The organism is Blattabacterium cuenoti (assembly GCF_014251815.1).
Classification (GTDB): Bacteria; Bacteroidota; Bacteroidia; order Flavobacteriales; family Blattabacteriaceae; genus Blattabacterium; species Blattabacterium cuenoti_E.
Window position 1 is genome coordinate 209,898 of record NZ_CP059202.1, and the last position, 26,010, is coordinate 235,907.

A 26,010-nucleotide genomic window follows, 5' to 3' on the forward strand; every position below is an offset into this window, starting at 1 on the left:
AGAATTAGGTTTTTGAATGCCTACTTTTTAAAATATTAATAACATCTTGCATTTCCAATCCTTTTTTTTTTAAAAGAATAAGATAATGAAAAAGTAAATCAGCAGATTCATTTAAAAATAAATTTTGATCATTGTCTTTAGACTCGATAATGAGTTCCACTGCTTCTTCTCCTAACTTTTGAGATATTCTATTGATTCCTTTTTTTGATAATTGATATATATAAGAATTTTCTTGTTTTTTTTTAATTCTATCCGATATTATATTTTCTAAATAAAATAAAAAATTATTATTCTTATTTATTTCTTTCCAACATGTATCTGTTCCTTTATGACAAATAGGACCTGTTGGTGTAGCTTTGATTAATAATGTATCTTCATCACAATCTATTAATATCTTTTTAATAAAAAGATAATTTTTACTGATCTCTCCTTTTGTCCATAATCTTTTTTTCGATCTGCTATAAAAAGTCACTTTTTTTTCATCAATACTTTTTTGATAGGCTTCTTGATTCATATAACCCAACATTAATACCTTATCTGTTTTTGAATCTTGAACAATTGCAGGAATCAATTTTTTTTTAAAATTTATCATATGTTTGTTTATATTTCAGTTCTTACAGGTATATGAAGTTGATTTAAATAACATTTTAAATTAGGAATTTCTATTTCTTTATAATGAAATATACTAGCGGCTAAAGCTGCATCAGCTTTTCCTTTTTTAAAAATTTTATAAAAATCATCTAATTTTCCAGCGCCACCTGAGGCAATTATAGGGGTAGAAATATTTTCGGATATTCTTCTAGTAATATCTATTGCAAATCCGTTTTTTGTTCCATCATGATTCATTGAAGTTAGTAATATCTCTCCTGCCCCTCTACTAGTTCCTTCCTGAGCCCAATCTAAAGTTTTAGTATGAGTAGAAATTCTTCCTCCATTTAAATATACCCACCATTCATTTTCTTCATATTTAGTATCAATAGCTAAAACAATGCATTGACTTCCGAATCTTTTAGAAAGTTTTTCTAAAAGATTCGGATTTTGAAAAGCAGCAGTGTTGATAGATATTTTATCTGCTCCTGCATTCAGCAAAACTTCAACATCTTTTTCTTCTTTAATTCCTCCACCAACCGTAAAAGGAATATTAATATGGCGAGAAATGTCTTTTACTAAACTAATTAGTGTCTTCCGTTTTTCATTTGTGGCAGTGATGTCCAAAAATATTAATTCATCTGCACCCTGTTTTGTATACCAACAAACCAGTTGTATTGGGTCTCCAGCGTCTTTTAAATGTATAAAATTGACTCCTTTTACTGTTCTTCCATTTTTTATATCCAAACAAGGTATAATACGTTTAGCCAACATATTTAATTAATTGTTATGATTGTTTATTTTTTTCCAATTTTTAAGATCATATAATGATATTTTTTTTTCATATACAGCTTTTCCAACAATGATTCCACTACAACCCAAATTAAATAATTGATATACATCATTCATATTACTAATTCCTCCACTTGCTATGAATTCAATATTTGGAAATTTTTCAATAATTTTTTTATATAAAAGAAAAGAAGGACCTGATAAAATTCCATCTTTAGAAATATCTGTACAAAAAATTTTCTTAACTCCATGATTACTTTTTTCTTGTAAAAAATCTAAAAATGGAAAATCACTAAATTTAGTCCATCCATTGATTGCTATTTTATTATTTTTTACGTCTACTCCTAACAATATTTTATCTCCTCCATAAGCATCAATCCATTTTTTTAAAACAAAAGGTTTTTGAACTGCAATACTACCAACAGTGGCCATATGTCCTCCACTTTCAAACACAGTACGTATATCTTCATCAGAATGAATTCCTCCTCCAAAATCTATAGTTAAATGTGTAGATTTCGCTATTTTTTCTAAAATTTTCCAATGAACTACTTTTCCTTTTTTTGCTCCATCTAAATCTACTAGATGCAATCTAGATATTCCATAATTTTCTAGTAATAAAGCGACATCTAATGGGTCTTCATTGTAAATTTTTTTTCTTTTAAAATCTCCTTGTATTAATCGAACACATTTCCCATCAATCAAATCTATAGCTACTATAATATCCATTGTCATAAATTTATAAACTAATAAAATTTTCTAATATTTTATGTCCTACATAAGAAGATTTCTCTGGATGGAACTGTACCGCATAAAAATTATTTTTTTGTAATGCAGCGCTGTAAGTGGTTATATACTCTGTTTTTGCTATAGTTTCCTTTCCTAAAGGGACATAATAACTGTGAACAAAATATTGATAACTTCCATCTGGAATATTTTTAAATAGAGATCCTTTTAATTTATGAATTGTATTCCACCCTACTTGAGGTATTTTCTCGTTTTTATCACTGGTTTGAAATTTTTTTACCAATAAATCAAAAACTCCTATACATGTAGTATTCCTTTCTTCTGAGTGCTTACAAAGTAATTGCATGCCCAAACATATTCCTAATATAGGTTGTTTTAATTTTGATAAAAGTAAATCTAGTTTTTTTTCTTTCAAATATTGCATTGCACAGTTAGCTTCCCCAACACCAGGCAAAATAATTTTTTCTGCATTTTGAATCAAATCTTTGGAATCTGTCACCATAGCTTGCACTCCTATTCTTTCTAAAGAAAAAAGAATTGATTGTACATTTCCTGCAGGATATTTTATAATAATCGTTTTCATAATATATTAAAATTTTACAATATACCTTTTGTACTAGGTATTTTATCATAAGAATTTTTTTGTATTGCCATTTTAATAGCTCTTCCAAAACATTTAAAAATAGATTCTATTTTATGATGATCATTTTTTCCTATAGCATGAATATGTAAATTGCATTTGGCAGATAAAGAAAAAGATTTGAAAAAGTGAAAAAACATTTCAGTAGAAATTTTACCTATTTTCTCTCTAGAAAATTTGACTTTCCAAAATAATTGGCTTCTTCCTCCAAGATCTAATGCAATTGTAGATAAACTTTCATCCATAGGAAGAGAATAAAAACCATAACGTTCTATTCCTCTTTTATCTCCCAAAGATTGATAAAAAATCTCTCCTAAAGTAATCCCAATATCTTCTATAGTATGGTGATCGTCTACATAAAGATCTCCTTTCGCTTGAATATTTAAATCTATAGAGCTATGAAATGCTATTTGTTGTAGAAGATGATCAAAAAAACCCAATCCTGTTTGAATGTGATTTCTTCCTTTTCCATAAAGAAAAATACAAATTTTTACATTTGTCTCTAATGTTGTTCGTTGATAAACGAGTTTCTTTGTGGTAATTGATGATAAATATTCATAAATTTTTTTCCAACTATCAGTTTTTAAAGATATTATTTTTTTTAAATCTTTTTCATCTACATTTACATTAGAAATGTAATCTTTTTCTTCTTTTGTAAAATTTTTATGGGAATGATCCTCTTTAATCCATATAGATTTGCATCCTAGATTTTTAGCTAATAAAACGTCTGTCAATCGATCTCCAATTACAAAAGATTTTGAAATATTGTAATAATTTGAGTTTAAATAATTTGTTAACATTCCTATTCCAGGTTTTCTATTTTTGGATTTTTCATCTGGAAAAGTTTTATCTATATGAACGGAGGTAAAATGAATTCCTTCAGTTTTTAAAATATTTAATATATGATTATGAATAGGCCAAAAAATATTATCAGGAAATTGATCAGTTCCCAAACCATCTTGGTTGGATACCATAACTAAATCATAGTTTAATTCTTGTACAATTCTTGATAAGAAGTATATTACTTTGGGGTAAAAATTTATTTTTTCAATAGAATCAATTTGATAAGTGGGCGGTGATTCTTTTATTATAGTCCCATCCCTATCAATAAACAATATTTTTTTTTTCATTACATTTTCATTTTTTGAATAGAATATTTTCGAATATGATCTATTAGACACTCATTCTCTTCATGAGTTCCTATTGTGATCCTTAAACAATTATTACATAAAATGATTTTTGAACGATCTCTAACAAAAAATTTTTTTTTCATTAAATATTGATAAATACTTTTTGAAGAAAAATTTATTTTTACTAATAAAAAATTAGCAGAACTAGGATACACTTTTTGTATGATAGGAATTTCTTTCAAAGATTCTAACATGTATTTTCTTTCCGCTAGAATGTTTTTTAAATGAAAAAAAAATAAATCTTTATTTTCTAAAGCTTTAATCGCTATTTCTTGAGAAAGAAAATTAATATTATATGGATATTTTACCTTATTCATCCATCCAATAATAGCTTCAGATGCAATAGCTATTCCTATTCTTAATCCTGCTAACCCCCAAGATTTAGAAAGTGTTTGTAAAATGATTAAATTTGGATATTTATCGATTTCTGTTGATAAAGATTTTTGATTAGAAAAATCTATATACGCCTCATCTAAAACAACAATTCCTGCAAATTTTTTTATTATATTCTCAATATCTTTTCTATTGAGATCATTTCCAGTAGGATTATTTGGAGAACAAATAAAAATGATTTTACTATACGGATTAACAACTTTTTCTAGTTGATTCAAATTTAATTGATACTTTTCCTCTGTAAGAAATATTTTAACAACATCCACTCCATGTATTTTTCCACTTACTTCATACATTCCATAAGTAGGAGGAAAAATAATAGCATGATCTATTTCAGGACGAGAAAAAATACGATAAACCAAATCAATAATTTCGTCGCTTCCATTCCCTAAGAATATATGAGATGTAGAAATATTTTTAAAATCTGATATTTTTTCTTTCAATTCTTTTTGCATAGGATCTGGATATCTGTTATAAGAATTTAAAAAAGATAAAGGGGAACCGAAAGAATTTTCATTAGCATCTAAAAAAATGGAGTTTTTTTCTTGATGATGTTCTATCCTAGCAGACATGTAAGGATCCAGATTCAAAATATTTTTTCTAATCAAAGAATTCAAATTAAATTTATTCATGCATTTACATTTAAAAATTTATTTTATCCGAATATTAATGGATTTCTTATGAGCAAATAATCCTTCTTCAGAAGATAAAACACTAATACATTCTGATAAATGTTTTAATCCTTTTTTAGATATTTTTTGAAAAGTAATTTTTTTTACAAAACTATCTACAGATATTCCACTATAAGATTTAGCATAACCATAAGTAGGAAGTACATGATTCGTTCCAGAAGCATAATCTCCTGCACTAACTGGAGAATAATTTCCTAAAAAAACAGATCCAGCATTAATCACTTTCCCCCCCCAATAAGAAGCATTTTTACAATTTATAATTAAATGTTCTGGAGCGATTTGATTAATTAAAGCTAAACATTCATCTAATGAACGAAGAATGATAAGTTTGCTTTTTTTCAAAGATTTTTCAATAATATTTTGTTTACTAGAAGTATTTAAAAATTGTTTCTTTAATTCTTCTTTAACTTTATTTATCCAAGATTGATTATTTGGAGTTACCAAAATGGTATAACTTTCTGTATCATGTTCTGATTGAGACAATAAATCAGCAGCAACATATTCTGGATTGGCTGTATCATCAGCTATAATTGCTACTTCTGAAGGACCGGCAGGCATATCTATGGACACTCTTCCTTTTTGAGATACAATTTGTTTAGCTATTGTAACATAAGAATTTCCTGGCCCAAATATTTTATATACAGAAGGGATACTTTCTGTTCCATAAGCCATAGCTGCAATAGATTGAGCCCCTCCAACTTTATATATATGTGTAATTCCTACATATTTAGCTGTATATAAAATAGATGGATGAACTTCTCCATTTTTATCTGGAGGAGTACATAAAATAATATTTTTACATCCTGATAATTTTCCCGGAATTCCTAACATTAATACAGTAGATAACAAAGGAGCGGATCCTCCTGGGATATAAAAACCAATTTTTTCGATTGGAATAGTTTTTCTCCAACAAGAAATTCCCTTTGATATTTCTATTTGCGGTTCATCATGTAGTTGTTTTTCATGAAAATATTTTATATTATGGTATGCTATTTCAATGGATTTTTTTAGTTGATTTGAAATTTTTATATCAGATTTATTTAAATCTTCTTCTGATACTCTAATAGATTTTAGATTTATATGATCATATTTTCTTGTATAAGCTTTTAAAGCTATATCTCCATAAGTTTTTACATTGTCAATAATAGGAACAACTAAGCTTCTTAAGTAAGAAATATTTTGTAAGTTCCTATTTGAAATAGATTTCCATGTTTTTTGTGGGGGATGAATATATACTTGAATCATATTTATTATAGTATAATTTTTTCTATGGGAAGTACCAATATATCCTGAGCTCCAAGTGATTTTAAATTTTCTATGATTCCCCAAAAATCATTTTCATTTACGACAGAATGCACGGAACTACATTCTGAATTTGCTAAAGGCAGAATAACTGGACTTTTAATTCCTGGAAGATAAGATATTATTTTTTCTAATTTTTCATTAGGGACGTTCAACAAAATATATTTATTATTTTTAGCCTTTCTTACAGCTCTAATTCGAAATAACAATTTTTCCATTATAGTATTTTGTGGGATACCTAAGTGCAAGTGTGAAGCTAATACAGCTTCAGATTGAAGCACAGTTTCTACTTCTTTTAATCCGTTCATAAAAAGTGTAGACCCGCTACTTACTAAATCACAGATACAATCTGCTAACCCTATTCCTGGAGCTATTTCTACTGCTCCAGATATTTCATGAATTTCTGCATTTATATATCTTTTTTTAAAAAATTCTTTAACTAAAAAAGGATAACTTGTTGCAATACGTTTTCCATCCAAATCATTAATTTCATTGTAAGAGAGAGACTTAGGCACGGCAATAGCCAGTCTACATTTTCCAAAACCCAAAGGCTCTTTGATTCTTATCCTTTTTCTTTTTTCTAAAAGAACATTTTTTCCCACAATTCCTATATCTGCTACTCCGTCTTCTAAATATTGAGGAATATCATCGTCTCTAAGAAAAAGTATTTCTAGGGGAAAATTAAGAGCCGTTGTTTTTAACTTATCTATTCCAATGTTAACTTCAATGCTACAATCTTTGAGTAATTTTATAGAATCGTCATAAAGACGACCCGATTTTTGAATTGCTATTTTAAGTTTATCCATAATCCAATACCAGGAAGAAATAAAAAAGCTTACTCTTGTAAGCTTTTTTATTTTAGTTTTAGTAGATCAAATTAATGTTTAATGTATCACGGCAAATATAAAAACTATTTTGAATATTTTATAATTAACTTTTTAAAAATTTAAAATAATGAAAATTATTAGTTATAATATAAATGGAATTAGATCTGGAATTAGAAAAGGATTATCTGATTGGATTGAAACAAATCAGCCATATATTTTATGTTTACAAGAAACAAAGGCTTTTCCAGAACAAATAGATACGAATCTATTTGAAAATTTAGGTTATAATCACTATTGGTTTTCTTCAAAAAGAAAAGGATATAGTGGAGTAGGTATTCTGTGTAAAGAAGAACCTATTCATGTAGAATATGGAATCGGATTAGATTCTATAGATGAAGAAGGAAGGGTTTTGCGTGTGGATTTAAAAAATTTGTCAGTAATTAGTCTTTATGTTCCTTCAGGAAATGATATGATGAAAAGATTGAACTTTAAATTTTTTTTTATGAAAAATTTTTTCTTACACATAAAAAAAATAAAAAATAAATTAAATGACATGATTATTTGTGGAGATTATAACATTTGTCATCATGAAATAGATATTTATGATCCTATTCGGAATCAAAACATTTCAGGCTTTTTACCAAAAGAAAGAGAATGGATGACTGATTTTATCAACTTAGGATTTATAGATAGTTTTAGAAATTTTGTTCAGGAAGACCATCATTATAGTTGGTGGAGTTATCGTTATAATGCTAGAAAAAGCAACAAAGGATGGAGAATTGATTATGCTATGGTTAGTAATTCTTTGAAAGAAAAAATGAGAAATGCCTATCTCATGCCAGAGGTCAAATATTCAGATCATTGTCCTGTTGTATTAGAAATTTTTTAAAAAATAAAAAAATGACCTGACTGGGATTCGAACCCAGGACCCTTACATTAAAAGTGTAATGCTCTACCAGCTGAGCTATCAGGTCTATTATAGATTTTTATTAATTTTTATAAGTTACAGAAACGAAAGTAACAAATAATCATTGAGTTAAACAACAAATATACTATAATTTTATGTTTTTATGAAAATTGCTTTAATTGGATATATGGGAAGCGGAAAAACTACTATAGGAAAAATACTAGCTGAAAGGCTAAATTTTGATTTTTACGATTTGGATGCTATTCTTGTTGAAAAGGAAAAAGATTCTATTCATGATATTTTTAAAAAAGAAGGAGAACTTTCTTTCAGAAAGAGGGAACACTCTATGTTAAATAAAATTTTAAAACAAAAAAAAAAATATGTTTTATCAGTTGGAGGAGGGACTCCCTGTTTTTATAATAATATTTATTTGCTAAATAAATATTCAAATACATTTTATTTAAAAACTGATAGTTATACTTTATTTAAAAGATTATTTTTAGAAAAAAAAACAAGACCTCTAATTTCTCATTTGTCTAAAAATGAATTGTTCATATTTATTATGAAACATTTATCGAAAAGGGTATATTTTTATGAAAAATCTTTAACAAAAATAAATATATACAAAAAATCTAAACACGATATAGTTCAAGAAATCGTTAAATTTGTTATTTAAAATAATCATGAATGAAATATCATATAACCTTCTTTTTCTAGATAAAATCAAAAAATATTTTTCATTAGTTGGAATTAGGAAAAAAGTATGTGTAGCTGTGAGCGGGGGATTAGACAGTATGGTATTAATTAATTTATTACTTCAAATTCCTGAAATAGAACCAGAAGTTGCTCATTGTAATTTTTCCTTAAGAGATGAAGAATCTAATAAAGATGAAATATTTATAAAAAATTTTTGTTTTGAACAAAATATAATATGTCATGTAAAAAAATTTGATACTTTAAATTTTTCTAAAAAATGGAAGTTTTCTATACAAATGACTGCTAGAAAACTTAGATATGATTGGTTCGAAGAATTATTAAAAAAAAATTTATATGAATATATCGTCTTAGGGCATCATTTTGATGATTCCATAGAGACTTTTTTTATAAACATTTTCAGAGGAACTGGAATTAAAGGGTTGTTAGGGATCCCCAAAATAAATGGACGATTTATTCGTCCTTTGTCTGATTTTACTAAAAAAGAAATTTTACATTATGCAAGAATAAAAAATATAAAATGGAGACTAGATACTAGTAATCATGATTTTAAATATTTAAGAAATAAAATACGTTCAAATTTATCTATGTTTGATTCATGTTCATTTCGTAATGGATTAAAAAAAACTATAAATTTTCTTCATGATGAAAATTTTTTAATAAAGAAAAAAATAGAAGAAGTCCGTCAAAAAATTACAATAGAAAAAAAATATTATCCATTTTTTTGGAAAATGAACTGTAAAAAAATAAGAGAATTACAACCTTTATCTTTTTATTTGTTTAAATTATTTTCTCCATATGGATTTAATGATGTCAATAGTATGATTCGTTTTATTAATGCACAGTCTGGTAAACAACTTTTTTCTAAATTATATCGTATTATTAAGAATGGGACTAATTGGATATTGGTCTCTCATCAATTATTATCAATAAATCAAAATAAGATTTATGTGATATCAAATTTAAAAGTTACTAATAAAATGTTTTTACCTGTTGATATAAAATTTTTTTATAATCCCAAAAAAGAAACCCATAAAAATATGTTGATCATAGATTTTGAAAAAATACAATTTCCATTATTATTAAGAACATGGAGAAAAGGGGATTTTTTTTATCCTTTTAAAATGAAAGGGAAAAAAAAAATAAGTAAATATTATAAAGAAAAAAAATTTTCTCTTTTAGAAAAAGAACATACATGGTTATTAATTAATGGAAATAAACATATTATTTTAGTTATAGGGAATCGTTTAGATGATAGATTCAAGGTAACAGAAGATACAAAAAAAATATTAGGGATAAAAGTAAAAATATAATTATCTGTTTACTTAACAATTTCAATCAGTATTTTTTTTAATTTTAAAAAGAATTAGTTGTTCTATTTATGAAAGTACACAATTTCAATGCGGGTCCTTCTATTTTACCAAAAGAAGTTGTTATAAAATCAGCTCAATCTGTCATTAATTTTAATGATACTGGATTATCTTTACTTGAGATTTCTCATAGAAGTTCAGATTTTTTAGAAATAATCGAAAAAGCAACTTTTTTAGTAAAACGTATTATGAATTTAAATGATGATTATGCAATTTTATTTATTCAAGGAGGTGCTACATTACAATTTTCAATGGTTCCATACAATCTAATGAATAAAAAAGCGGCTTATTTAGATACAGGATTTTGGGCGTACAATGCTATTAAGGAAGCTGAAAAATTTGGAAAAGTAAGAATTTTATTTTCCGGTAAAAATGAAAATTATACATATATATCAAAAAATTATCATATCCCATACAATATGGATTATTTTCACTGCACATCTAATAACACAATAGTTGGAACACAAATGAAAATATTCCCTAAAACATCTATACCAGTAGTTTGTGATATGTCTTCCGATATTTTTAGTAGACAATTAGATTTTTGTAAATTCAGTTTGATTTATGCTTCTGCACAAAAAAATGTAAGCCCTGCAGGAATGACTATTGTGATTGTAAAAAAAGATATTTTAGGAAAATTCAAAAGAAACATTCCTTCTTATATGGATTATAGAATTCATATACAAAATAATAGTATTTTAAATACTCCAAATGTTTTTTCTATTTATACTTCTATGTTGACTTTAGAATGGATAGAAAATCAAGGGGGTCTCTCTATTTTAGAAAAAAAAAATCAACATAAAGCTAAATTATTATATGATGAAATAGATAAAAATAATTTATTTGAAAATAAAATACATAAAGAAAACCGTTCAAACATGAACGTTTCTTTTTTTTTAAAAAATAAAAATCTAGAAAAAGAATTCAATAAAATGTGGAAAAAAGAAAATATTATAGGGTTAGATGGTCATAGATATTTAGGAGGCTATCGTGCTAGCATATATAATGCACTTCCATTAGAAAGTATTTTGTTTCTTATTGAAATTATGAAAGAATTCGAAAGAAAATTCTCATAATAAATAAATACTATGATAGAAGATAGATTTTTTAGTATAAAAAAATCAATTCCAAAAAATGTAAAAATTTTGGCAGTATCTAAAAATCAAGATATCTCTTCCATAAAAAAATTATATAAAATAGGACATAGAGATTTTGGTGAAAATTATATTCAAGAAATAGAAAAAAAATATAAAAAATTACCAAAAGATATTCGATGGCATATGATTGGAAAAATTCAAAGTAATAAATTAAAATATATAATACCTTTTATTCATTTAATTCATAGCATTCAAAATATAAAACAAATTAATATAATAAATAAAATAGCTTTTAAACATAAAAAAATTATAAATTGTCTTTTACAAATCAAAATTTCTGATGAAAAAAATAAATCAGGAATTCCTTCTCAAGAGGCTTCCAAAATATTGGAAAATAATACTTTAAAATATATGAAAAATATTAAAATAATAGGCATAATGGGGATGGCTTCTTTTCAAGAATTAACAAAAGTTTACAATGAATTTTCATATTTACAAAAATTATATAATAAATATAAAAAAAAATATGGTCATTCCATTCTTTCTATGGGAATGAGCAGAGATTATAATATAGCCATTAAATATGGAAGCACAATTGTTCGATTAGGGACTTTAATTTTTGGGAAAAGAAAAAAAGTTATATGATAGATTTTATGAAAGTTTTGATGCTTTCTTCCAATTTATTTTTATTCAATGATTGAATAAAAGAACTTCCTATGATCCCTCCATTAGCATATTTACATGATAAATCAAAAGTTTCTTTATTTTTTATCCCAAAACCAATTAACTTTGGAGTATTTATAGATAATTTTCTAATACGTTCAAAAAAAGAGATCTGCTTTTTTCCAAAAGGATTAACATTACCTGTAGTTGAACTAGAAGAAACTATATATAAAAATCCATTACTGATTTTACTCAACATAAATATCCTAGAATTACTGGTTTTTGAGGTAATTAAAAATATCATAGATAACAAATATTTTTCAAATATATTTTGATATTTATGCAAAAAAACATCAACTGGTAAATCCGGTAAAATTAATCCTGAAACACCTGATTCTTTACATCTTTTTAAAAATTTGTCTTCACCAAATTGATAAAATTGATTATAATATCCCATGAGAATAATAGGAATTTTTATTGTTTCTTTCAATTCTTCTATTTGATCAAATAATAAAGAAATATTCATTCCATTGTTTAATGAAGTTTTATGACTTTTTTGTATAATTATTCCATCAGCCAAAGGATCAGAATAAGGAATTCCTACTTCAATCAAATCTACAGAAGTAGATTGCAAAATTTGTATTATTTTACCTGTACTATTTAAATGAGGAAAACCTGCTGTAAAATAAATGCACAATACATTTTTATTTTTATTTCTAAATAAATTATGAATTGGGTTCATTATTCGAGAATTTAACAAAAAATTTATCGTAAACATTAACATCTTTATCTCCCCTTCCTGACAATGTTACAATTACTACATCATTTTTTTGAAAAGTGATTTTTTTTAATGCAGCTAATGCATGGGCGCTTTCTAATGCAGGAATAATCCCTTCTAACCGGGTCAATTCATATCCCGCTTGTAAAGCTTCTTCATCAGTTGAATGTAGAAAATTTACACGTTTTTTTACAAAAAGATTAGCGAACATAGGGCCAATTCCTGGATAATCTAAACCCGGAGATATGGAATAGGCGGGCTGAACTTGACCATCTTTGTCTTGTAAAATAAATGTCATACTTCCATGTAATATTCCTTTAGATCCACAGTGAATAGCAGAAGCTGTTTTTTTTGTTGTAATACCTAATCCAGCAGCTTCTACCGCTACAAGTTTGACCGAATCATTATCTAAAAAATGATAGAAAGATCCTGCTGCATTACTACCACCTCCTATGCAAGAGATTACATAATTGGGAAAAGAAAGTCCTTCTATTTTTTTTAATTGTATTTTGATTTCTTCACTTATAATGGACTGAATATCTGCTACCATTTGAGGATAAGGATGAGGCCCCACCGTAGAACCTATTAAATAATAACTTTTGGGATGATTAATCCAATAACGAATGGCTTCATTAACAGCGTCTTTTAATGTTTTATTTCCACTTAAAACCGGTATTACCTCAGCTCCGAGAGATTTCATCCTAATAACATTACTGTGTTGACGTTGCATGTCTGTTTCCCCCATAAAAATTATACATTCTAAATGCATCAATGCGCAAACAGTAGCTGTTGCCACTCCATGTTGTCCTGCACCTGTTTCTGCAACAATTTTTTTTTTATCAAGTTCTTTTGCTAGTATAATTTGACCTATAGCATTATTGATTTTATGAGATCCAGTATGATTTAGATCTTCTCTTTTTAAGTAAATTTTAGCATTATATTGATCAGAGTATGTTTTGCAAAAAAATAAGGGGGTAGGTCTTCCTACATAATTTTTGAGTAATTTTTTGTATAGTTTTTTATATTCATAACTTGTAATAATTTTTTTATATTTGCATTGTAGTTCTGCGATATTATAATGCAACATTTCAGGAACAAAAGAACCTCCAAATTCACCATAATATCCATTTTCATCAACAAAATATTTCATGATTCTCTTATTTTTTTCATGAAAGCATTTAACTTAGAATCATCTTTTCTTCCTGGATGAATTTCAAATTTGCTATTAATATCAATTCCCAACATTTTAGAGTGTGAAAAGCTCTTAATTTTATCAAAATCTTGTGGACCAATCCCTCCACTTAAAAAAAATGGAACTTTAAAAGTGTATTCATAAAGTTTTTTCCAACAAAATTTTTTACCACTTCCTCCATAATAAATTGTATTGCTATCAAATAAAAAATAAGTACAGAAAGGTATATAATCTATAATTTTTTTAAAAGAAAATAAATCATCTATTCTAAAGCCTTTAATTAATTTTAATCCTTGTTTGAATAATTTTTCACAATAAAAAGGATTTTCTGTCCCATGTAATTGAATAAAATCTAGTTTATTTTTTCTTTTTATTTTCAATATATTTTTTTCTGATTCATTGACAAAAACACCTACTTTTAATATATTTTTTTTAAGTTTTGGAATTATAAAATCGAACCCCACAAATCTAGGAGAATTAGGATAAAATATAAAACCTATAAAATCAGGAAATAAATTATAAATTTTTTGTATATCAAATTTCATTCCGCACACTTTGATTTTTAATAATTTAGATTTCATATTGAATGAATTTTATTCAATTTTTCTTAATAAAGAATCTATAAAGTACTTACAAGTTTTTCCAGGATCTTTTTTTTTCATAAAATATTCTCCAATTAAAAAACCTTTAAATCCCTGTTTTCTTAATTTTAAGATAATATTTATATCATTAATTCCACTTTCTGCTATTTTTATATAATTATTAGGAATTTTTGAAAATAAATTCAAACAATTATTATGATTCACAGTAAAAGTTTGTAAATTTCTATTGTTTACCCCCACAATATCTAAGTTTTCTGTTATTTTGTCTATTTCAAATTCATTATGAATTTCTATGATGACTTCTAAATCAATACTTTTTGCCATTTTAGAAAAATTCTTGATTTGGTTTTTAGAAAGAATACCGGCAATTAATAAAATTACATCTGCTCCCATAGATTTAGATTCTATGATTTGATATTCATCAATAATAAAATCTTTTCTCAATATAGGAATTGAAACGATAGACCGTGATTTTTCTAAATTCTCATTTAAACCAGAAAAAAAATGCTTATCTGTCAAAATAGACACTCCACTAACACCAGCTGATTCATAATCTTTTACTACTTTTTCTACTGAAACTGTATTATTAATAATCCCTTTAGATGGAGATTTACACTTGAATTCCGCAATAATACCAGTATGACTTTTTTTTATATTTTTTACTAATGATAAAGTTTTCCTTTCAAAAAGTGAACTATTTTCCAATTTTTTTATAGGATGTGCAATTTTATTACTGTATATTTCTTTTTGTTTGATGAATACAATTTTTTCAAGAATATTCATAAACTCAACAATTTTTTAAGAATACTCTTTGCTTGTCCACCTTTTAATGAACGTTTAGCTTTATCATAATTATTTTCAAGACTATCTTTATTTAATAAACTTAACGCAAATGTTGCGTTTGTTAAGACAACTTCATTCTGGGCTAGAGTCCCTTCTCCAGATAAAATACTGACAAATGTACGAATATTTTCTTTTGTATTTTTTCCTCCTTTTAATTCATAAGGACTTACTTTTATCTTTTTTTTTCCTATTTCTAACTCTCCTATAGAATAAAAACGTTCTCCTTTTGGAGTATAGCATTTAATATCGCTAGTAAGTGTAATTTCATCATAACCATCTAAACTGTGAATAATCGCATAATTATTTTTCGTATTCTGATACATATAATAATATATTCTTGCCATTTCCAAATTATTGACTCCTAATAACTGATTTTTGGGTTTTCCTGGATTTGATAATGGTCCAAGTGTATTAAAAATAGTTTTAACTCCTAATTCTTTTCTTAATATAGAGATATTCTGTAATATAGGATGAAATATAGGAGCGTGTAAGTAACAAATTCCTACTTTATCCAATTGGTTTTTCAAATTCTCTTCATTGTTAGTAAAATGATATCCTAATCCTTTTAATAGATTCGAAGATCCAGTAATAGAGGATGAACTAAAACTTCCATGCTTTATCACTTTTTCTCCTGTACCTGCTACTATAAAACATGCTAAAGTCGAGATATTAAAAGTATTTTTTCCATCACCACCGGTTCCTACTATATCAATAGCATTAAATTCTTTAAAATCGACTTTTATGGATAGTTCCATCATAGCCTGCTGAAACCCTAACATTTCTTCTAAAGTAGGAGATCTCATATTATATATAGTAGCTACAGCTATAGCTTGTGTTTGATTAATCTTTCCTTTTGATAATTCCACAAAAAGATTTTTAGCTTCCTGTTTCGTTAATGTTTTTTCTAAAAATAGATTTTCTAATATCGCTTTAATATTCATAATTTATTTATATTCAACCAATTATCTATAATTTTTTCTCCATATGGAGTTAAAATAGATTCTGGATGAAATTGTACCCCCCGTACATCATAAAATTTATGACGTAAAGCCATAATTTCTCCTTTTTCTCCAATAGCAGTAATCTGAAGTTCATCAGGAAAGTTATGTGTAGATATGATCCAAGAATGATAACGTCCAACTTGTATTTCTTTAGGTAATTTTTGAAATAAAATCTCTTGTGAATCTACAATTTTGATTAAACTGGATACCCCATGATAAACCTTTTTTGTATTTATAAGAGTAGCTCCAAATACTTCTCCTATTGCTTGTTGACCTAAACAAACTCCAAAAATACTTTTAGTAGGAGCAAAAGTCTTTATTAAAAGTTTTAAAATATGCGCTTCATCAGGAATTCCAGGTCCTGGAGAGATAATAATTTTATTATATTCTTCTATATCAGAAAGTTCAATTTCATTGTTTCTAAATACTTGTATAGGATTTTTTGTTAATTGTTTCACAACATGTACAAGATTATACGTAAAAGAATCATAATTATCCAAAATTAGTATTTTATTCATCTTCATATTCATATGTTTTTAGCCAACTCTATAGCTTTAAATAAGGCCATAAGCTTATTGTTTACTTCTTCCAATTCTTTTTCCTCTTCAGAATCAGAAACAATACCTGCACCAGCTTGAAAAAACAAAGTGTTATTCTTACTTACAAAAGAGCGAATAATTATGGCTGTATTAATACAAGAATTTTTTAATCCAAAAAAACCAATTGCCCCTCCATATACTCCTCTATGTTGATTTTCAATTTGATCAATCAATTCCATTGCTTTATATTTAGGAGCTCCAGAAAGTGTCCCTGCAGGAAAAGTATCGCCAAATACTTTTATAGTTGATATATCATTTTCTAATTTTCCAGATACTTTAGACACCATGTGTAATACATGAGAAAAAATTTGAATTTCTTTAAACCCTTCCACTTTTACATCAGAAGAATTTTTGCTAAGATCATTTCTTGCCAAATCGACTAACATGACATGTTCTGCGTTTTCTTTTGGGTTATTTATAAGATTTTCGGATAATTTTTGGTCTTTATTTTCGTTTCCTGATCTTCGTATTGTTCCTGCTATTGGGTTAATATAGGCAGTTTTATTATTAATAATGAGTTGGGCTTCTGGAGAAGAACCAAATAATTTATAACTTCCATAATCAAAATAAAAAAGATATGGAGAAGGATTTATAAACCGTAAAGCACGATATACATTAAATTCATCTCCTTTAAATTTTTGTTGAAACTGACGAGATAATACTATTTGAAAAACATCTCCACGTAAACAAGCTTTAATCCCTAGAGATACCATTTTTTTATACTCTACATCTGTTATATTTGAACGACGAGTTCCGACAGATTTAAACGGAAAAAATGAAATATTTTTATTTTTAACCAAATTTACCAATTGATCTACATAAGTTTTTTTTTCAATATCAGAAAATTGATGTTCAATTATATATATTTCATGATGAAAATGATGAAATACAATTAAGTTTTTATAAAAACAAAATCGTATTTCTGGAAGATTATATATTTCTTGAATTGGAGCATGAAATTTAATATTTTCAAAATATTGAATACTATCATAAGATATATACCCGTATAATCCTGAATAATATATATTTGTATTTTTGTTTTCAAACTTTTGAAAAAAATCTTCAATTAAAATTTGTATATCTAATTTATCGTTTATAAAAATATGTTTATGAACACAATTAGGATATGATATCCGTAACACATTTTTATCTAAAATAAGTTCAGAAATAGGATTAATACAAAGAATAGAAGAATTATTTTTGGAAATTTGATAATCCGAATACTCTAATAGTAATGTATTAGGAAAAATATCTCTTAGTCTTAAATATAATCCTATCGGGGTAGTACCATCAGCTAAAATTTTTTTCTGAATAGTTCTAAAATTAAATTTAAACATGACTTATGGTATTTTTACATGACAAAAAAAAGGCCGTCATAAAGACAAGCCTCTGAAATGAAATATTGATGATACAATATTAAGATTAATTGAAGAATACCATTTACTTTACTTTTAGTAATGACATTGACATCATGTCAAATATAAATAAATTTTTTCTATTTATGGATATTTATTGAAATTTTTAATTTTGATTATATGATAATATTCATTTTGACTTTTCTTTTTTTTGTATCTGATAATGAAAAAATCAACATTGATAAAAATAGAACAAAAAATATGGAATTTTATCATCCTACTGATCAGGATTATAAATTTTGGACGGAAGAAAAAAATATGAAAAAACCTTTTTTAGAAAAATCTTTTTCTATCGAAAAATATTATTCTCTCAATTTTCTTAAATATGATAATATTGGATTATTTTTCAACAACGAAAATATAATGAAAGAGAACCTTAATGAAGGTATGCCTAAAAAAATGCTTTTTTTTAAAGATCCTTTTTTTTATCGTGAAAAAATTAAGTATTTTGATGTTAAAACTCCTATTTCAGAAATTTTTTATACAAATGATTTTTTAAGAAAAGAAAAAACATTAGGCGGTTTTTTTTCTCAAAGTTTAAATGATAAAATGAATTATTCTATAGAATATAGAAATTTTCATTCGGAAAACGAACCTTATTTAAAAAATACTAAAAATTTAGTATTAAATACTTTCAATTACCAAGATCAGAACCATTACAAATTATGGGGACATTATACTTATAAAAAATTTGACATAGAAGAAAAAGAAAAAATTCCAAAATGGAATATTAGAAATTATAAAAACATTTTATTATCTAATAAAGAATTAATTCACAATAGATATTACATAAGTTTTCTTAAAAAAATATATTCTTTCAAAGAGAAAGAAAGATTTCTATTTTTTAGAACTTATATAGAATATGAAAAATATTTTAGATATCATTCATTTCAATATTGGAAGAAAAAAAAAATCAATCATTCTTATTTAAGAAATGGTTTTTTTTTAATTTTTAATCAAAAAAAAATCAATCTAGAAATAGGGTCCATTTTTGATAAAATACATTATGAGTTATTTAATAACAATATGTCTAAAAATAAGGACATCGATAATTTATCAATACAATCGAAAATTCATTATCCTATTAATAACGTTTTAGAATTTTATTCCGATGGCAAATGGATTATAGAAAATAATGATATAAAAAAATCTTATATTAAAGCTAATATAAAGTTAAATGTATTTTTATTTCCAAAGTTTTGGTTTTTAACTCAATTCAACGTTAATGAAAACAATAATAATATTTTTTTTCCGATTTACATTCTAAAAAAAAATCAAGATTATTATAACAATGAACAAAAAAATATATTCTCTTTTTGCAAAAAAAAAACAATAAATTTTTCTTTAAATTCTTACGAAAAAAAATATCATGTTTCTTTTTACATATCGAAATTAAATCATTCTTTTCAGGATCAAGATCAAGAAAAACAAATAAAAAAAATTTTATATCATAAGTATAAATATGCTCATCTATATGGATTTAAAATAAAAACTATACATAACATATGGAAATTTCAGTTAGACAATGTTTTTTTATATCAAAAATATAATTTTAATCCATTAATTTTTTCTGTTCCAAATTTCTTATCAAGAAGTACAATCTTTTATACAAAAAATTATTTTGATAAAGCTTTGTTTATACAAACAGGTTTTTCTTTTCATTATTACAGTAAGTTTTATCAACATAAGATTTATCATCCTTTTAATTATCAAACTTTTTTTTTCGAAGAAAAATATATCCCCAATGAAACTGGGGGGGGGCCTTTTGTAGATTATTTTTTGAACTTAAAAATACACAGAACTATATTCTATTTCAGTATCAAAAATATAGAATTTTATAATGAAGATAAAAATAAGGAGAAATCATTTATTCAAGTTGGTTTTTTGTGGAACCTTTTTACTTAATTATGTAAAAAAATGTAATTTTATTCATCATAATATGAAGAACTTTTTTTATTTTCTGTTATTCTTTTTGATGTCCTTATTTTCTTTTTCACAAAAAAATAAAAAGGAAATAGAAAATGTAGTAATTGAATATATCAGAAAATATGCTGTTTTTGCAATTGAAGAAATGGAAAAATTTGGAATACCAGCGAGTATTAAATTAGGACAAGGGATTTTAGAATCTTCTAGTGGAAAGAGTTTTTTATCCAAAGCGACAAATAATCATTTTGGAATAAAGTGTGGAAAAAATTGGGTAGGAGATGTTTATTATCACGATGACGATCTTCCAAAAGAATGTTTTAGAAAATATAATTCTGTGCAAGAATCTTTTCATGATCATTCTAAATTTTTACAGCAACCACGTTATTCTAAATTATTTCTACTTAAAAAAGATGATTATCAGGCTTGGGCTACAGAACTAAAAAAGGCAGGTTACGCCACATCCTTAAATTATGCAAATTTATTAATTGATCAAATAGAAAAATACTATTTATGGAAGTTAGATCAAACTACTTCTTTTAGCATAGAAAAAAGAATTAATCAATATTTAAATTATGTAAAGAATAAAAATAAAGATTCTTTTTTCAGAATATTTAGTAAAAAATTCCGTTTTCTTATAAAGAAATTGTTTCAATCAAAATAAATCATTTTTTTTGAAAAAAATATTAAAATTTTATGGATTATAATAACTTAAGGTATAGCAAAAATCATGAATGGATAGGCCCGCCAAATGAAAAAAATCAAGCTTATATAGGAGTCACTGATTTTGCTCAAAATGAGTTGGGAGATATTGTTTATTTAGATGTAGAAAATTCTATAATAGGAACAAAAATAAAAGCAGAAAATTCATTTGGGACAATAGAAGCGGTAAAAACAGTTTCTGATTTGTTTATGCCTGTTTGGGGTTGTATTCTTAAAATCAATAAAAAATTATTATCACAGCCAGAATTAATAAATAAAAGTCCTTATCAAGAAGGATGGATTATACAAATAGAAATTTTAGAAATAAAAGAATATTATCAATTAATGTCTTCAGAAGAATATTATAAATACATACAAAAATCATCATAAGGCATGAAAAAAGAAAAAAATTTTGATTTTCTTGATGATGAAAAAATTGCAAATAAAATAATCGATTTCAATCATAAAAATATAACTACAGTTCGTTTCATCATTCCTTCTATTCACTGTAGTTCTTGTGTTTTGGTTTTAGAAAGATTACCGAAATTATACAAAAATATTTTTAATTCAACTGTTGATTTCTATAGTAAACAAATTTGGATAACATTCAATAATATTGAGTTCAAGCTCAGTGATATAGCCAAATTACTAGACAATATAGGATATAGACCATCTATTAATTTTGATTCTATAGAAAATAGAAAAAGAAATCAAAATTTATTTGATAGAAAATTGATAGGAAAATTAGCTGTTTATTTTTTTTGTTTTGGCAATATTATGCTTTTAGCTATTCCAGAATATGTAGGAGCTCGACAAGAAGACATGTGGTTTGTGGAAAATCGTAATTTTTTTCGTTATTTGATGATGGTTTTAGCTTGTCCTGTCGTGATATTTTCTATTACTGATCATATCAGATATGCTATTTTAGGATTAAAAAAACATATTTTGAATATAAATGTTCCAATTTCTATTGGAATATTAGTTCTTTTTTTATGGAGTTGTTATGAAGTTTTTTTTGATTTAGGTTCTGGATATTTTGATAGTCTTTCTAGTTTTTCATTGTTTCTACTTATAAGTAGGATGTTTCAAGTATATACTCATAATAAAATTTTATCTTTTGATAAAAATTATAAATCTTTTTATCCAATTTTGATAACAAAAATATACAATGATAAAAATGACAAAAAAGAAGAAAAAGTTTTGCTTTCTTCTTTAAAAAAAGGAGATTTAATTTTAATAAGAAATGAGGAAATTGTTCCTACCGATTCTATATTAATAAAAGGAAATGCTGTATTAGATAATAGTTTTATTACAGGAGAATCCTATTTGATTCCTAAAAAAAAAGGAGAACGAATTTATGCTGGTTCTAAACAAAAAGGAGAAGCTATTCTTATAAAAGTAATTAAAAATGTGGATCACAGTTATTTGAGTCTGTTATGGAACAAGAATAAACCTAATCAATATTCTTATCAATTTGATTTAAGTTCAATATCCAATAGATTTAGTCAATATTTTACTCCTACTATTTTGATAATTTCGATCTTAACTGGAATGTACTGGGGATTTTTTAGTGATGACTCTTCAAAAGTTTTTCAGACAGTTTTTTCTGTTTTAATTATTACTTGTCCTTGCGCTTTGGTCCTTTCTTCTCCATTAATTTTCGGAAGTATGATACGTTTTTTTTCAAAAAAAGGTTTTTATATAAAAGATATTTTTACAATGGAAAGAATCTCTTCAGTAAGAACTTTAATATTTGATAAAACTGGAACCATAACTGATATAAATAAAGACAAAATTTCTTTTGTAGGAAATATGGAACACGAAGAAAAAAAAATTATAGCTTCCTTATTAAAAAATTCAAGTCATCCTTTAAGTCAAAAAATATTATCAGAATTATCTATAAAAGATTTCTATTCTATAAAAAATTTTAGAGAAATTCTAGGAAAAGGATTAGAAGGTGTTGTAAAAAATATATCAGTTAAAATTGGAACTCAAAAATATTTAGATATTCCAAATAATACAATTAATGAACACGGAATCAATCATACAAAAGTATTTATTTCTATAAATAATAAATTCATAGGTTATTTTTTATTTAGAAATTATTATCGTAAGGGAATAGAAAAAATGTTTCAATATTTAAAAGAATACAATATTTTTATTCTTTCTGGTGATCAGAATGATTTAGAAAAAAAGTATTTAAAATCTATTTTACCAAAATCAAGTAAGGTTTTTTTTAGTCAAAGTCCTGAAGATAAACTAAATTGTGTTAAACAATTACAAAAGAAAGGAGAAAAAGTTATGATGTTTGGGGATGGAATTAATGATTGTGCAGCGTTGAATCAAAGTGAAGTTGGGGTTTCTGTATCTGAAAATCCTACTAGTTTTTTCCCAACTTGTGATGCTTTTATAGAATCCAGTTGTTTAAATAAAATTTATTTTTTTTTAAAAGTATCTAAAGTATCTGGAAAATTAGTATTTATTAATTTTATGATTAGTTTATTTTATAATGTCATAGGAATTTATTTTGCAATTACCGGAAACTTAAGACCTTTTATAGCTGCTATTTTAATGCCTTTAAGTTCTTTTTCCGTAATTTTTTTTTCTATTATATCTACTTGGATCATTTCAAGAAAATTAATATTTTAGTTATATCATTTTTCTCATGGACATATTAATTATTATGATATTATCTAGTGTTTCTTTGGGGGCATTTTTTCTCATATTTTTTTTAATTTGTCTTTATTCTGGACAATTTGATGATTATGAATCTCCTAGTATTAGAATTTTAATTGATGATATTGATGATTTTGAAAAAAATTAAATTTTTAGATGAAATTAAAGACATATTATTATAACAACAGTATTGTAAAAGCTTTTTTGTATGCTACAATATTTTGGGCTTTGATTGGATTTTTAGCTGGGTTATTTATAGCCTTATTATTATTCTTTCCAGAAGTGCCAGAACTTATTTTGGGTAATAATTTAAAGGATTCTCAAGGTATTTTGGGATTTGGAAGATGGAGAATGTTACATACAAGTACTGCTATTTTTGCTTTTGTAGGAAATATTATTTTTACAGGATATTATTATGCTTTACAACGTTTGTTAAAAACGAGAATTTTTAGTGATGTTCTAAGTTGGATCCATTTTTGGGGATGGCAAATATTTATTGTTTCTACTTGGATTACTTTTTTATTAGGGATTAATACAAGTAAAGAATATGCTGAACATGAATGGCCTATAGATATAGGGGTATTATTTATTTGGATTATTTACGGAATAAATATGATTGGAAGCATTTTGAAAAGAAAAATTCAACATTTATATGTTAGCATTTGGTTTTTATTAGGAACATGGGTCGCTGTAGGAATGTTACATGTATTTAACAATCTTGAATTACCTATATCTCTTTTATCCTTTAAAAGTTATTCTATATATGCTGGAGTACAAGACGCTTTAATGCAATGGTGGTATGGTCATAATGCTGTAGCATTTATTTTAACTACACCTATATTGGGTTTAATGTATTATTTTGTACCAAAAGCATCCAATCAACCCATTTTTTCTTACAAACTTTCTATTATACATTTTTGGTCATTAATATTTATATATATTTGGGCTGGCCCTCATCATTTAATGTATACATCTCTTCCTAATTGGGCACAAATGTTAGGTACTATTTTTTCAATTATGCTTATTGCTCCTTCTTGGGGCGGAATGTTAAATGGATTACTTACTTTAAGAGGCGCTTGGAATAAAATGAAAACGAATCCAGTTTTAAAGTTTTTTGTAGTTGGAATTACTTGTTATGGAATGGCGACTTTTGAAGGCCCCATGTTAGCGACTAAAACTCTAAATTCAATAGGACATTTTACGGACTGGGTAATAGCTCATGTACATTTAGGAACTTTAGGGTGGAATGGCTTCATGGCTTTTGGTATTATATATTGGTTGACTCAAAAAATATGGAATACGAAGTTATATTCTATATTATTGGCTAATATTCATTTCTGGTTAGGTGTTTTTGGGATTATTTTATATATTTTTCCCATGTATTTTGGGTCTATTTTGCAATCTATTATGTGGAAGAAATTTAATCCTGATGGCACTTTAGCTTATAAAAATTTTTTGGATTCTGTTTTATCTATTATCCCATTTTATAAAATGAGATTTATAGGTGGAATTATTTATTTCTTCGGTTTTATTTTAATGATTTATAATATTTTTAAAACAATCAGACAAGGTTATTCATTAGATAATGAAAAATTTCAATGTGATCCATTATATGGTGTTTCTGTAAAAAACAAAAGTGAAACATTTCATAATTGGTTGGAAAAAAAACCAATACAATTAACAATTCTCTCTTTTATAGCAGTAGCTATTGGTGGATTTATAGAAATTATCCCCACTTTAGTAATAAAATCTAACGTTCCTACAATTCATAACGTGAAACCTTACAAAGCCTTAGAATTAGAAGGTAGAGATTTATTTGTTAGAGAAGGATGTAATGCTTGTCATAGTGCGCAAGTTCGTCCATTTAGAGATGAAGTAGTACGTTATGGAGAGTATTCTAAAGCCGGTGAATTTGTATATGATCATCCATTTCTTTGGGGTTCTAAACGAACAGGGCCAGATTTGGCTAGAGAAGGAGGCAAAAATCCAAATTCTTGGCATTTTAATCATATGTATAATCCTCGTTCTACTTCTCCTGGGTCTATTATGCCAAGATATCCTTGGTTGATTTATAATAAATTGGATAGATCTAATACGGAAAAGAAAATAAAAGCAATGATAAAATTAGGAGTACCATATACTTCGGAGTACATAAAAAATATAAATCAAGATATGGATCATCAAGCAAGTAAAATTGTACGTGAAATTTATCAAGAATATCCAAGTTTGAAAAAAGAAATAAATCAACAAAAGAAAGTGGAAAAAGAAAAGTTTATTCCATTAGAAAAAAGAGAAGTTATAGCTATTATTGCTTATTTACAGAAATTAGGAACAGATATCAAATCTTAAACGGATGGATA

26 protein-coding genes and 1 tRNA gene are annotated in these 26,010 nt (G+C 25.7%); 11 read left to right on the top strand and 16 right to left on the bottom strand.

The features are described from left to right. Window positions 1–4 precede the first annotated feature (4 nt). Genes hisIE through hisG form a run of 8 tightly spaced genes read right to left on the bottom strand, consistent with a single transcriptional unit; the run spans window position 5 to window position 7,147 of the window. Entirely contained in the window at window positions 5–592 is a 588-nt protein-coding gene (hisIE, locus tag H0H54_RS00990) for a bifunctional phosphoribosyl-AMP cyclohydrolase/phosphoribosyl-ATP diphosphatase HisIE (protein WP_185863422.1), read from the bottom strand. Between the two features lie 8 nt (window positions 593–600). After that, the gene (gene hisF, locus H0H54_RS00995; RefSeq protein ID WP_185863423.1) at window positions 601–1,362 is read right to left on the bottom strand and encodes an imidazole glycerol phosphate synthase subunit HisF; all 762 of its coding nucleotides are present in this window, start codon (window positions 1,360–1,362) and stop codon (window positions 601–603) included. 6 nt (window positions 1,363–1,368) lie between these two features. Continuing rightward, window positions 1,369–2,106 carry a 1-(5-phosphoribosyl)-5-[(5-phosphoribosylamino)methylideneamino]imidazole-4-carboxamide isomerase gene (hisA, locus tag H0H54_RS01000; protein WP_185863424.1) on the bottom strand — a complete coding sequence of 246 codons (738 nt, stop codon included), beginning with the start codon at window positions 2,104–2,106 and terminating at the stop codon, window positions 1,369–1,371. 10 nt (window positions 2,107–2,116) lie between these two features. Beyond that, the gene (hisH, locus tag H0H54_RS01005) at window positions 2,117–2,707 is read right to left on the bottom strand and encodes an imidazole glycerol phosphate synthase subunit HisH (protein WP_185863425.1); all 591 of its coding nucleotides are present in this window, start codon (window positions 2,705–2,707) and stop codon (window positions 2,117–2,119) included. A 14-nt stretch (window positions 2,708–2,721) separates the two neighbouring features. Further along, entirely contained in the window at window positions 2,722–3,894 is a 1,173-nt protein-coding gene (gene hisB, locus H0H54_RS01010) for a bifunctional histidinol-phosphatase/imidazoleglycerol-phosphate dehydratase HisB (RefSeq protein ID WP_185863426.1), read from the bottom strand. Continuing rightward, window positions 3,894–4,979 carry a histidinol-phosphate transaminase gene (gene hisC, locus H0H54_RS01015; protein ID WP_185863427.1) on the bottom strand — a complete coding sequence of 362 codons (1,086 nt, stop codon included), beginning with the start codon at window positions 4,977–4,979 and terminating at the stop codon, window positions 3,894–3,896. Before hisC ends, hisB begins: the two co-directional genes overlap by 1 nt. 18 nt (window positions 4,980–4,997) lie before the next feature. Beyond that, window positions 4,998–6,284, bottom strand: a complete 1,287-nt coding sequence (gene hisD, locus H0H54_RS01020; protein WP_185863428.1) for a histidinol dehydrogenase — start codon at window positions 6,282–6,284, stop codon at window positions 4,998–5,000. Between the two features lie 5 nt (window positions 6,285–6,289). Further along, window positions 6,290–7,147, bottom strand: coding sequence for an ATP phosphoribosyltransferase (gene hisG, locus H0H54_RS01025; protein ID WP_185863429.1), 858 nt, complete (start codon window positions 7,145–7,147; stop codon window positions 6,290–6,292). 148 nt (window positions 7,148–7,295) lie between these two features. Here hisG and H0H54_RS01030 point away from each other — a divergent pair, with 148 nt between their 5' ends. Then, a complete protein-coding gene (locus H0H54_RS01030; RefSeq protein ID WP_185863430.1) occupies window positions 7,296–8,057 on the top strand; it encodes an exodeoxyribonuclease III in 762 nt (253 codons plus the stop codon). A gap of 12 nt (window positions 8,058–8,069) precedes the next feature. On the opposite strand, the gene H0H54_RS01035 is transcribed toward H0H54_RS01030, so the two are convergent. Continuing rightward, window positions 8,070–8,142 (bottom strand) — tRNA-Lys (locus tag H0H54_RS01035). 96 nt (window positions 8,143–8,238) lie between these two features. Here H0H54_RS01035 and H0H54_RS01040 point away from each other — a divergent pair. From H0H54_RS01040 to H0H54_RS01055, 4 genes are all read left to right on the top strand, one after another. Continuing rightward, window positions 8,239–8,751, top strand: coding sequence for a shikimate kinase (locus H0H54_RS01040; RefSeq protein WP_185863431.1), 513 nt, complete (start codon window positions 8,239–8,241; stop codon window positions 8,749–8,751). Window positions 8,752–8,758: 7 nt separating this feature from the next. Continuing rightward, window positions 8,759–10,102 carry a tRNA lysidine(34) synthetase TilS gene (tilS, locus tag H0H54_RS01045; protein ID WP_185863432.1) on the top strand — a complete coding sequence of 448 codons (1,344 nt, stop codon included), beginning with the start codon at window positions 8,759–8,761 and terminating at the stop codon, window positions 10,100–10,102. Between the two features lie 68 nt (window positions 10,103–10,170). Next, window positions 10,171–11,235 (top strand): 3-phosphoserine/phosphohydroxythreonine transaminase, encoded by a 1,065-nt coding sequence (gene serC / locus H0H54_RS01050; protein WP_185863433.1) that lies wholly within the window; start codon window positions 10,171–10,173, stop codon window positions 11,233–11,235. Window positions 11,236–11,247: 12 nt separating this feature from the next. Next, complete coding sequence (locus H0H54_RS01055; protein ID WP_185863434.1) at window positions 11,248–11,901, top strand: YggS family pyridoxal phosphate-dependent enzyme; 654 nt, start codon at window positions 11,248–11,250, stop codon at window positions 11,899–11,901. Here H0H54_RS01055 and trpA read toward each other — a convergent pair. From trpA to H0H54_RS01090, 7 genes are read right to left on the bottom strand one after another with little or no spacing between them, the layout of a single operon-like run. Beyond that, window positions 11,894–12,661, bottom strand: coding sequence for a tryptophan synthase subunit alpha (trpA, locus tag H0H54_RS01060; RefSeq protein ID WP_185863435.1), 768 nt, complete (start codon window positions 12,659–12,661; stop codon window positions 11,894–11,896). The two genes, H0H54_RS01055 and trpA, sit on opposite strands and share 8 nt — an antisense overlap. Continuing rightward, complete coding sequence (trpB, locus tag H0H54_RS01065; protein ID WP_185863436.1) at window positions 12,645–13,847, bottom strand: tryptophan synthase subunit beta; 1,203 nt, start codon at window positions 13,845–13,847, stop codon at window positions 12,645–12,647. The genes trpA and trpB overlap by 17 nt, the downstream gene beginning before the upstream one ends. Continuing rightward, on the bottom strand, window positions 13,844–14,470 hold the full coding sequence (trpF, locus tag H0H54_RS01070) for a phosphoribosylanthranilate isomerase (protein WP_185863437.1): 627 nt from the start codon (window positions 14,468–14,470) through the stop codon (window positions 13,844–13,846). The genes trpB and trpF overlap by 4 nt, the downstream gene beginning before the upstream one ends. Window positions 14,471–14,482: 12 nt before the next feature. Then, window positions 14,483–15,274: an indole-3-glycerol phosphate synthase TrpC gene (gene trpC / locus H0H54_RS01075; protein WP_185863438.1), complete on the bottom strand. Its 792-nt coding sequence runs from the start codon at window positions 15,272–15,274 to the stop codon at window positions 14,483–14,485. After that, on the bottom strand, window positions 15,271–16,269 hold the full coding sequence (gene trpD, locus H0H54_RS01080) for an anthranilate phosphoribosyltransferase (RefSeq protein WP_185863526.1): 999 nt from the start codon (window positions 16,267–16,269) through the stop codon (window positions 15,271–15,273). Before trpD ends, trpC begins: the two co-directional genes overlap by 4 nt. Before the next feature lie 2 nt (window positions 16,270–16,271). After that, complete coding sequence (locus H0H54_RS01085; RefSeq protein ID WP_185863527.1) at window positions 16,272–16,853, bottom strand: anthranilate synthase component II; 582 nt, start codon at window positions 16,851–16,853, stop codon at window positions 16,272–16,274. An 8-nt stretch (window positions 16,854–16,861) separates the two neighbouring features. After that, complete coding sequence (locus tag H0H54_RS01090) at window positions 16,862–18,271, bottom strand: anthranilate synthase component I family protein (RefSeq protein ID WP_185863439.1); 1,410 nt, start codon at window positions 18,269–18,271, stop codon at window positions 16,862–16,864. A 198-nt stretch (window positions 18,272–18,469) separates the two neighbouring features. Between H0H54_RS01090 and H0H54_RS01095 the strand changes: the two genes are divergently transcribed. The 6 genes from H0H54_RS01095 to ccoN are packed head-to-tail and all read left to right on the top strand — an operon-like array spanning window position 18,470 to window position 25,999. Then, window positions 18,470–20,254 (top strand): putative porin, encoded by a 1,785-nt coding sequence (locus H0H54_RS01095; protein ID WP_185863440.1) that lies wholly within the window; start codon window positions 18,470–18,472, stop codon window positions 20,252–20,254. Continuing rightward, complete coding sequence (locus H0H54_RS01100; RefSeq protein WP_238784788.1) at window positions 20,190–20,936, top strand: glycoside hydrolase family 73 protein; 747 nt, start codon at window positions 20,190–20,192, stop codon at window positions 20,934–20,936. The genes H0H54_RS01095 and H0H54_RS01100 overlap by 65 nt, the downstream gene beginning before the upstream one ends. A 32-nt stretch (window positions 20,937–20,968) precedes the next feature. Next, complete coding sequence (gene gcvH / locus H0H54_RS01105; protein WP_185863441.1) at window positions 20,969–21,364, top strand: glycine cleavage system protein GcvH; 396 nt, start codon at window positions 20,969–20,971, stop codon at window positions 21,362–21,364. Between the two features lie 3 nt (window positions 21,365–21,367). Continuing rightward, the gene (locus H0H54_RS01110; RefSeq protein ID WP_185863442.1) at window positions 21,368–23,623 is read left to right on the top strand and encodes a heavy metal translocating P-type ATPase; all 2,256 of its coding nucleotides are present in this window, start codon (window positions 21,368–21,370) and stop codon (window positions 23,621–23,623) included. Window positions 23,624–23,657: 34 nt separating this feature from the next. Beyond that, a complete protein-coding gene (gene ccoS, locus H0H54_RS01115) occupies window positions 23,658–23,798 on the top strand; it encodes a cbb3-type cytochrome oxidase assembly protein CcoS (protein WP_317168490.1) in 141 nt (46 codons plus the stop codon). An 8-nt stretch (window positions 23,799–23,806) separates the two neighbouring features. Beyond that, entirely contained in the window at window positions 23,807–25,999 is a 2,193-nt protein-coding gene (ccoN, locus tag H0H54_RS01120; RefSeq protein ID WP_185863444.1) for a cytochrome-c oxidase, cbb3-type subunit I, read from the top strand. The last annotated feature ends 11 nt before the right edge of the window (window positions 26,000–26,010 follow it).

Excerpts from the sequence above, each read along its gene's own strand:
- hisH (WP_185863425.1), bottom strand. The coding sequence starts at position 2,707 with ATGAAAACGATTATTATAAAATATCCTGCAGGAAATGTACAATCAATT.
- trpF (WP_185863437.1), bottom strand. The coding sequence starts at position 14,470 with ATGAAATCTAAATTATTAAAAATCAAAGTGTGCGGAATGAAATTTGAT.
- gcvH (WP_185863441.1), top strand. The coding sequence starts at position 20,969 with ATGGATTATAATAACTTAAGGTATAGCAAAAATCATGAATGGATAGGC.
- trpB (WP_185863436.1), bottom strand. The coding sequence starts at position 13,847 with ATGAAATATTTTGTTGATGAAAATGGATATTATGGTGAATTTGGAGGT.
- hisC (WP_185863427.1), bottom strand. The coding sequence starts at position 4,979 with ATGAATAAATTTAATTTGAATTCTTTGATTAGAAAAAATATTTTGAAT.
- trpC (WP_185863438.1), bottom strand. The coding sequence starts at position 15,274 with ATGAATATTCTTGAAAAAATTGTATTCATCAAACAAAAAGAAATATAC.
- H0H54_RS01055 (WP_185863434.1), top strand. The coding sequence starts at position 11,248 with ATGATAGAAGATAGATTTTTTAGTATAAAAAAATCAATTCCAAAAAAT.
- hisG (WP_185863429.1), bottom strand. The coding sequence starts at position 7,147 with ATGGATAAACTTAAAATAGCAATTCAAAAATCGGGTCGTCTTTATGAC.
- hisF (WP_185863423.1), bottom strand. The coding sequence starts at position 1,362 with ATGTTGGCTAAACGTATTATACCTTGTTTGGATATAAAAAATGGAAGA.
- H0H54_RS01095 (WP_185863440.1), top strand. The coding sequence starts at position 18,470 with ATGATAATATTCATTTTGACTTTTCTTTTTTTTGTATCTGATAATGAA.
- H0H54_RS01040 (WP_185863431.1), top strand. The coding sequence starts at position 8,239 with ATGAAAATTGCTTTAATTGGATATATGGGAAGCGGAAAAACTACTATA.
- hisB (WP_185863426.1), bottom strand. The coding sequence starts at position 3,894 with ATGAAAAAAAAAATATTGTTTATTGATAGGGATGGGACTATAATAAAA.
- ccoS (WP_317168490.1), top strand. The coding sequence starts at position 23,658 with ATGATATTATCTAGTGTTTCTTTGGGGGCATTTTTTCTCATATTTTTT.
- hisD (WP_185863428.1), bottom strand. The coding sequence starts at position 6,284 with ATGATTCAAGTATATATTCATCCCCCACAAAAAACATGGAAATCTATT.
- H0H54_RS01030 (WP_185863430.1), top strand. The coding sequence starts at position 7,296 with ATGAAAATTATTAGTTATAATATAAATGGAATTAGATCTGGAATTAGA.
- hisIE (WP_185863422.1), bottom strand. The coding sequence starts at position 592 with ATGATAAATTTTAAAAAAAAATTGATTCCTGCAATTGTTCAAGATTCA.
- hisA (WP_185863424.1), bottom strand. The coding sequence starts at position 2,106 with ATGGATATTATAGTAGCTATAGATTTGATTGATGGGAAATGTGTTCGA.
- ccoN (WP_185863444.1), top strand. The coding sequence starts at position 23,807 with ATGAAATTAAAGACATATTATTATAACAACAGTATTGTAAAAGCTTTT.
- H0H54_RS01085 (WP_185863527.1), bottom strand. The coding sequence starts at position 16,853 with ATGAATAAAATACTAATTTTGGATAATTATGATTCTTTTACGTATAAT.
- H0H54_RS01100 (WP_238784788.1), top strand. The coding sequence starts at position 20,190 with ATGAAGATAAAAATAAGGAGAAATCATTTATTCAAGTTGGTTTTTTGT.
- serC (WP_185863433.1), top strand. The coding sequence starts at position 10,171 with ATGAAAGTACACAATTTCAATGCGGGTCCTTCTATTTTACCAAAAGAA.
- trpA (WP_185863435.1), bottom strand. The coding sequence starts at position 12,661 with ATGAACCCAATTCATAATTTATTTAGAAATAAAAATAAAAATGTATTG.
- H0H54_RS01110 (WP_185863442.1), top strand. The coding sequence starts at position 21,368 with ATGAAAAAAGAAAAAAATTTTGATTTTCTTGATGATGAAAAAATTGCA.
- H0H54_RS01090 (WP_185863439.1), bottom strand. The coding sequence starts at position 18,271 with ATGTTTAAATTTAATTTTAGAACTATTCAGAAAAAAATTTTAGCTGAT.
- tilS (WP_185863432.1), top strand. The coding sequence starts at position 8,759 with ATGAATGAAATATCATATAACCTTCTTTTTCTAGATAAAATCAAAAAA.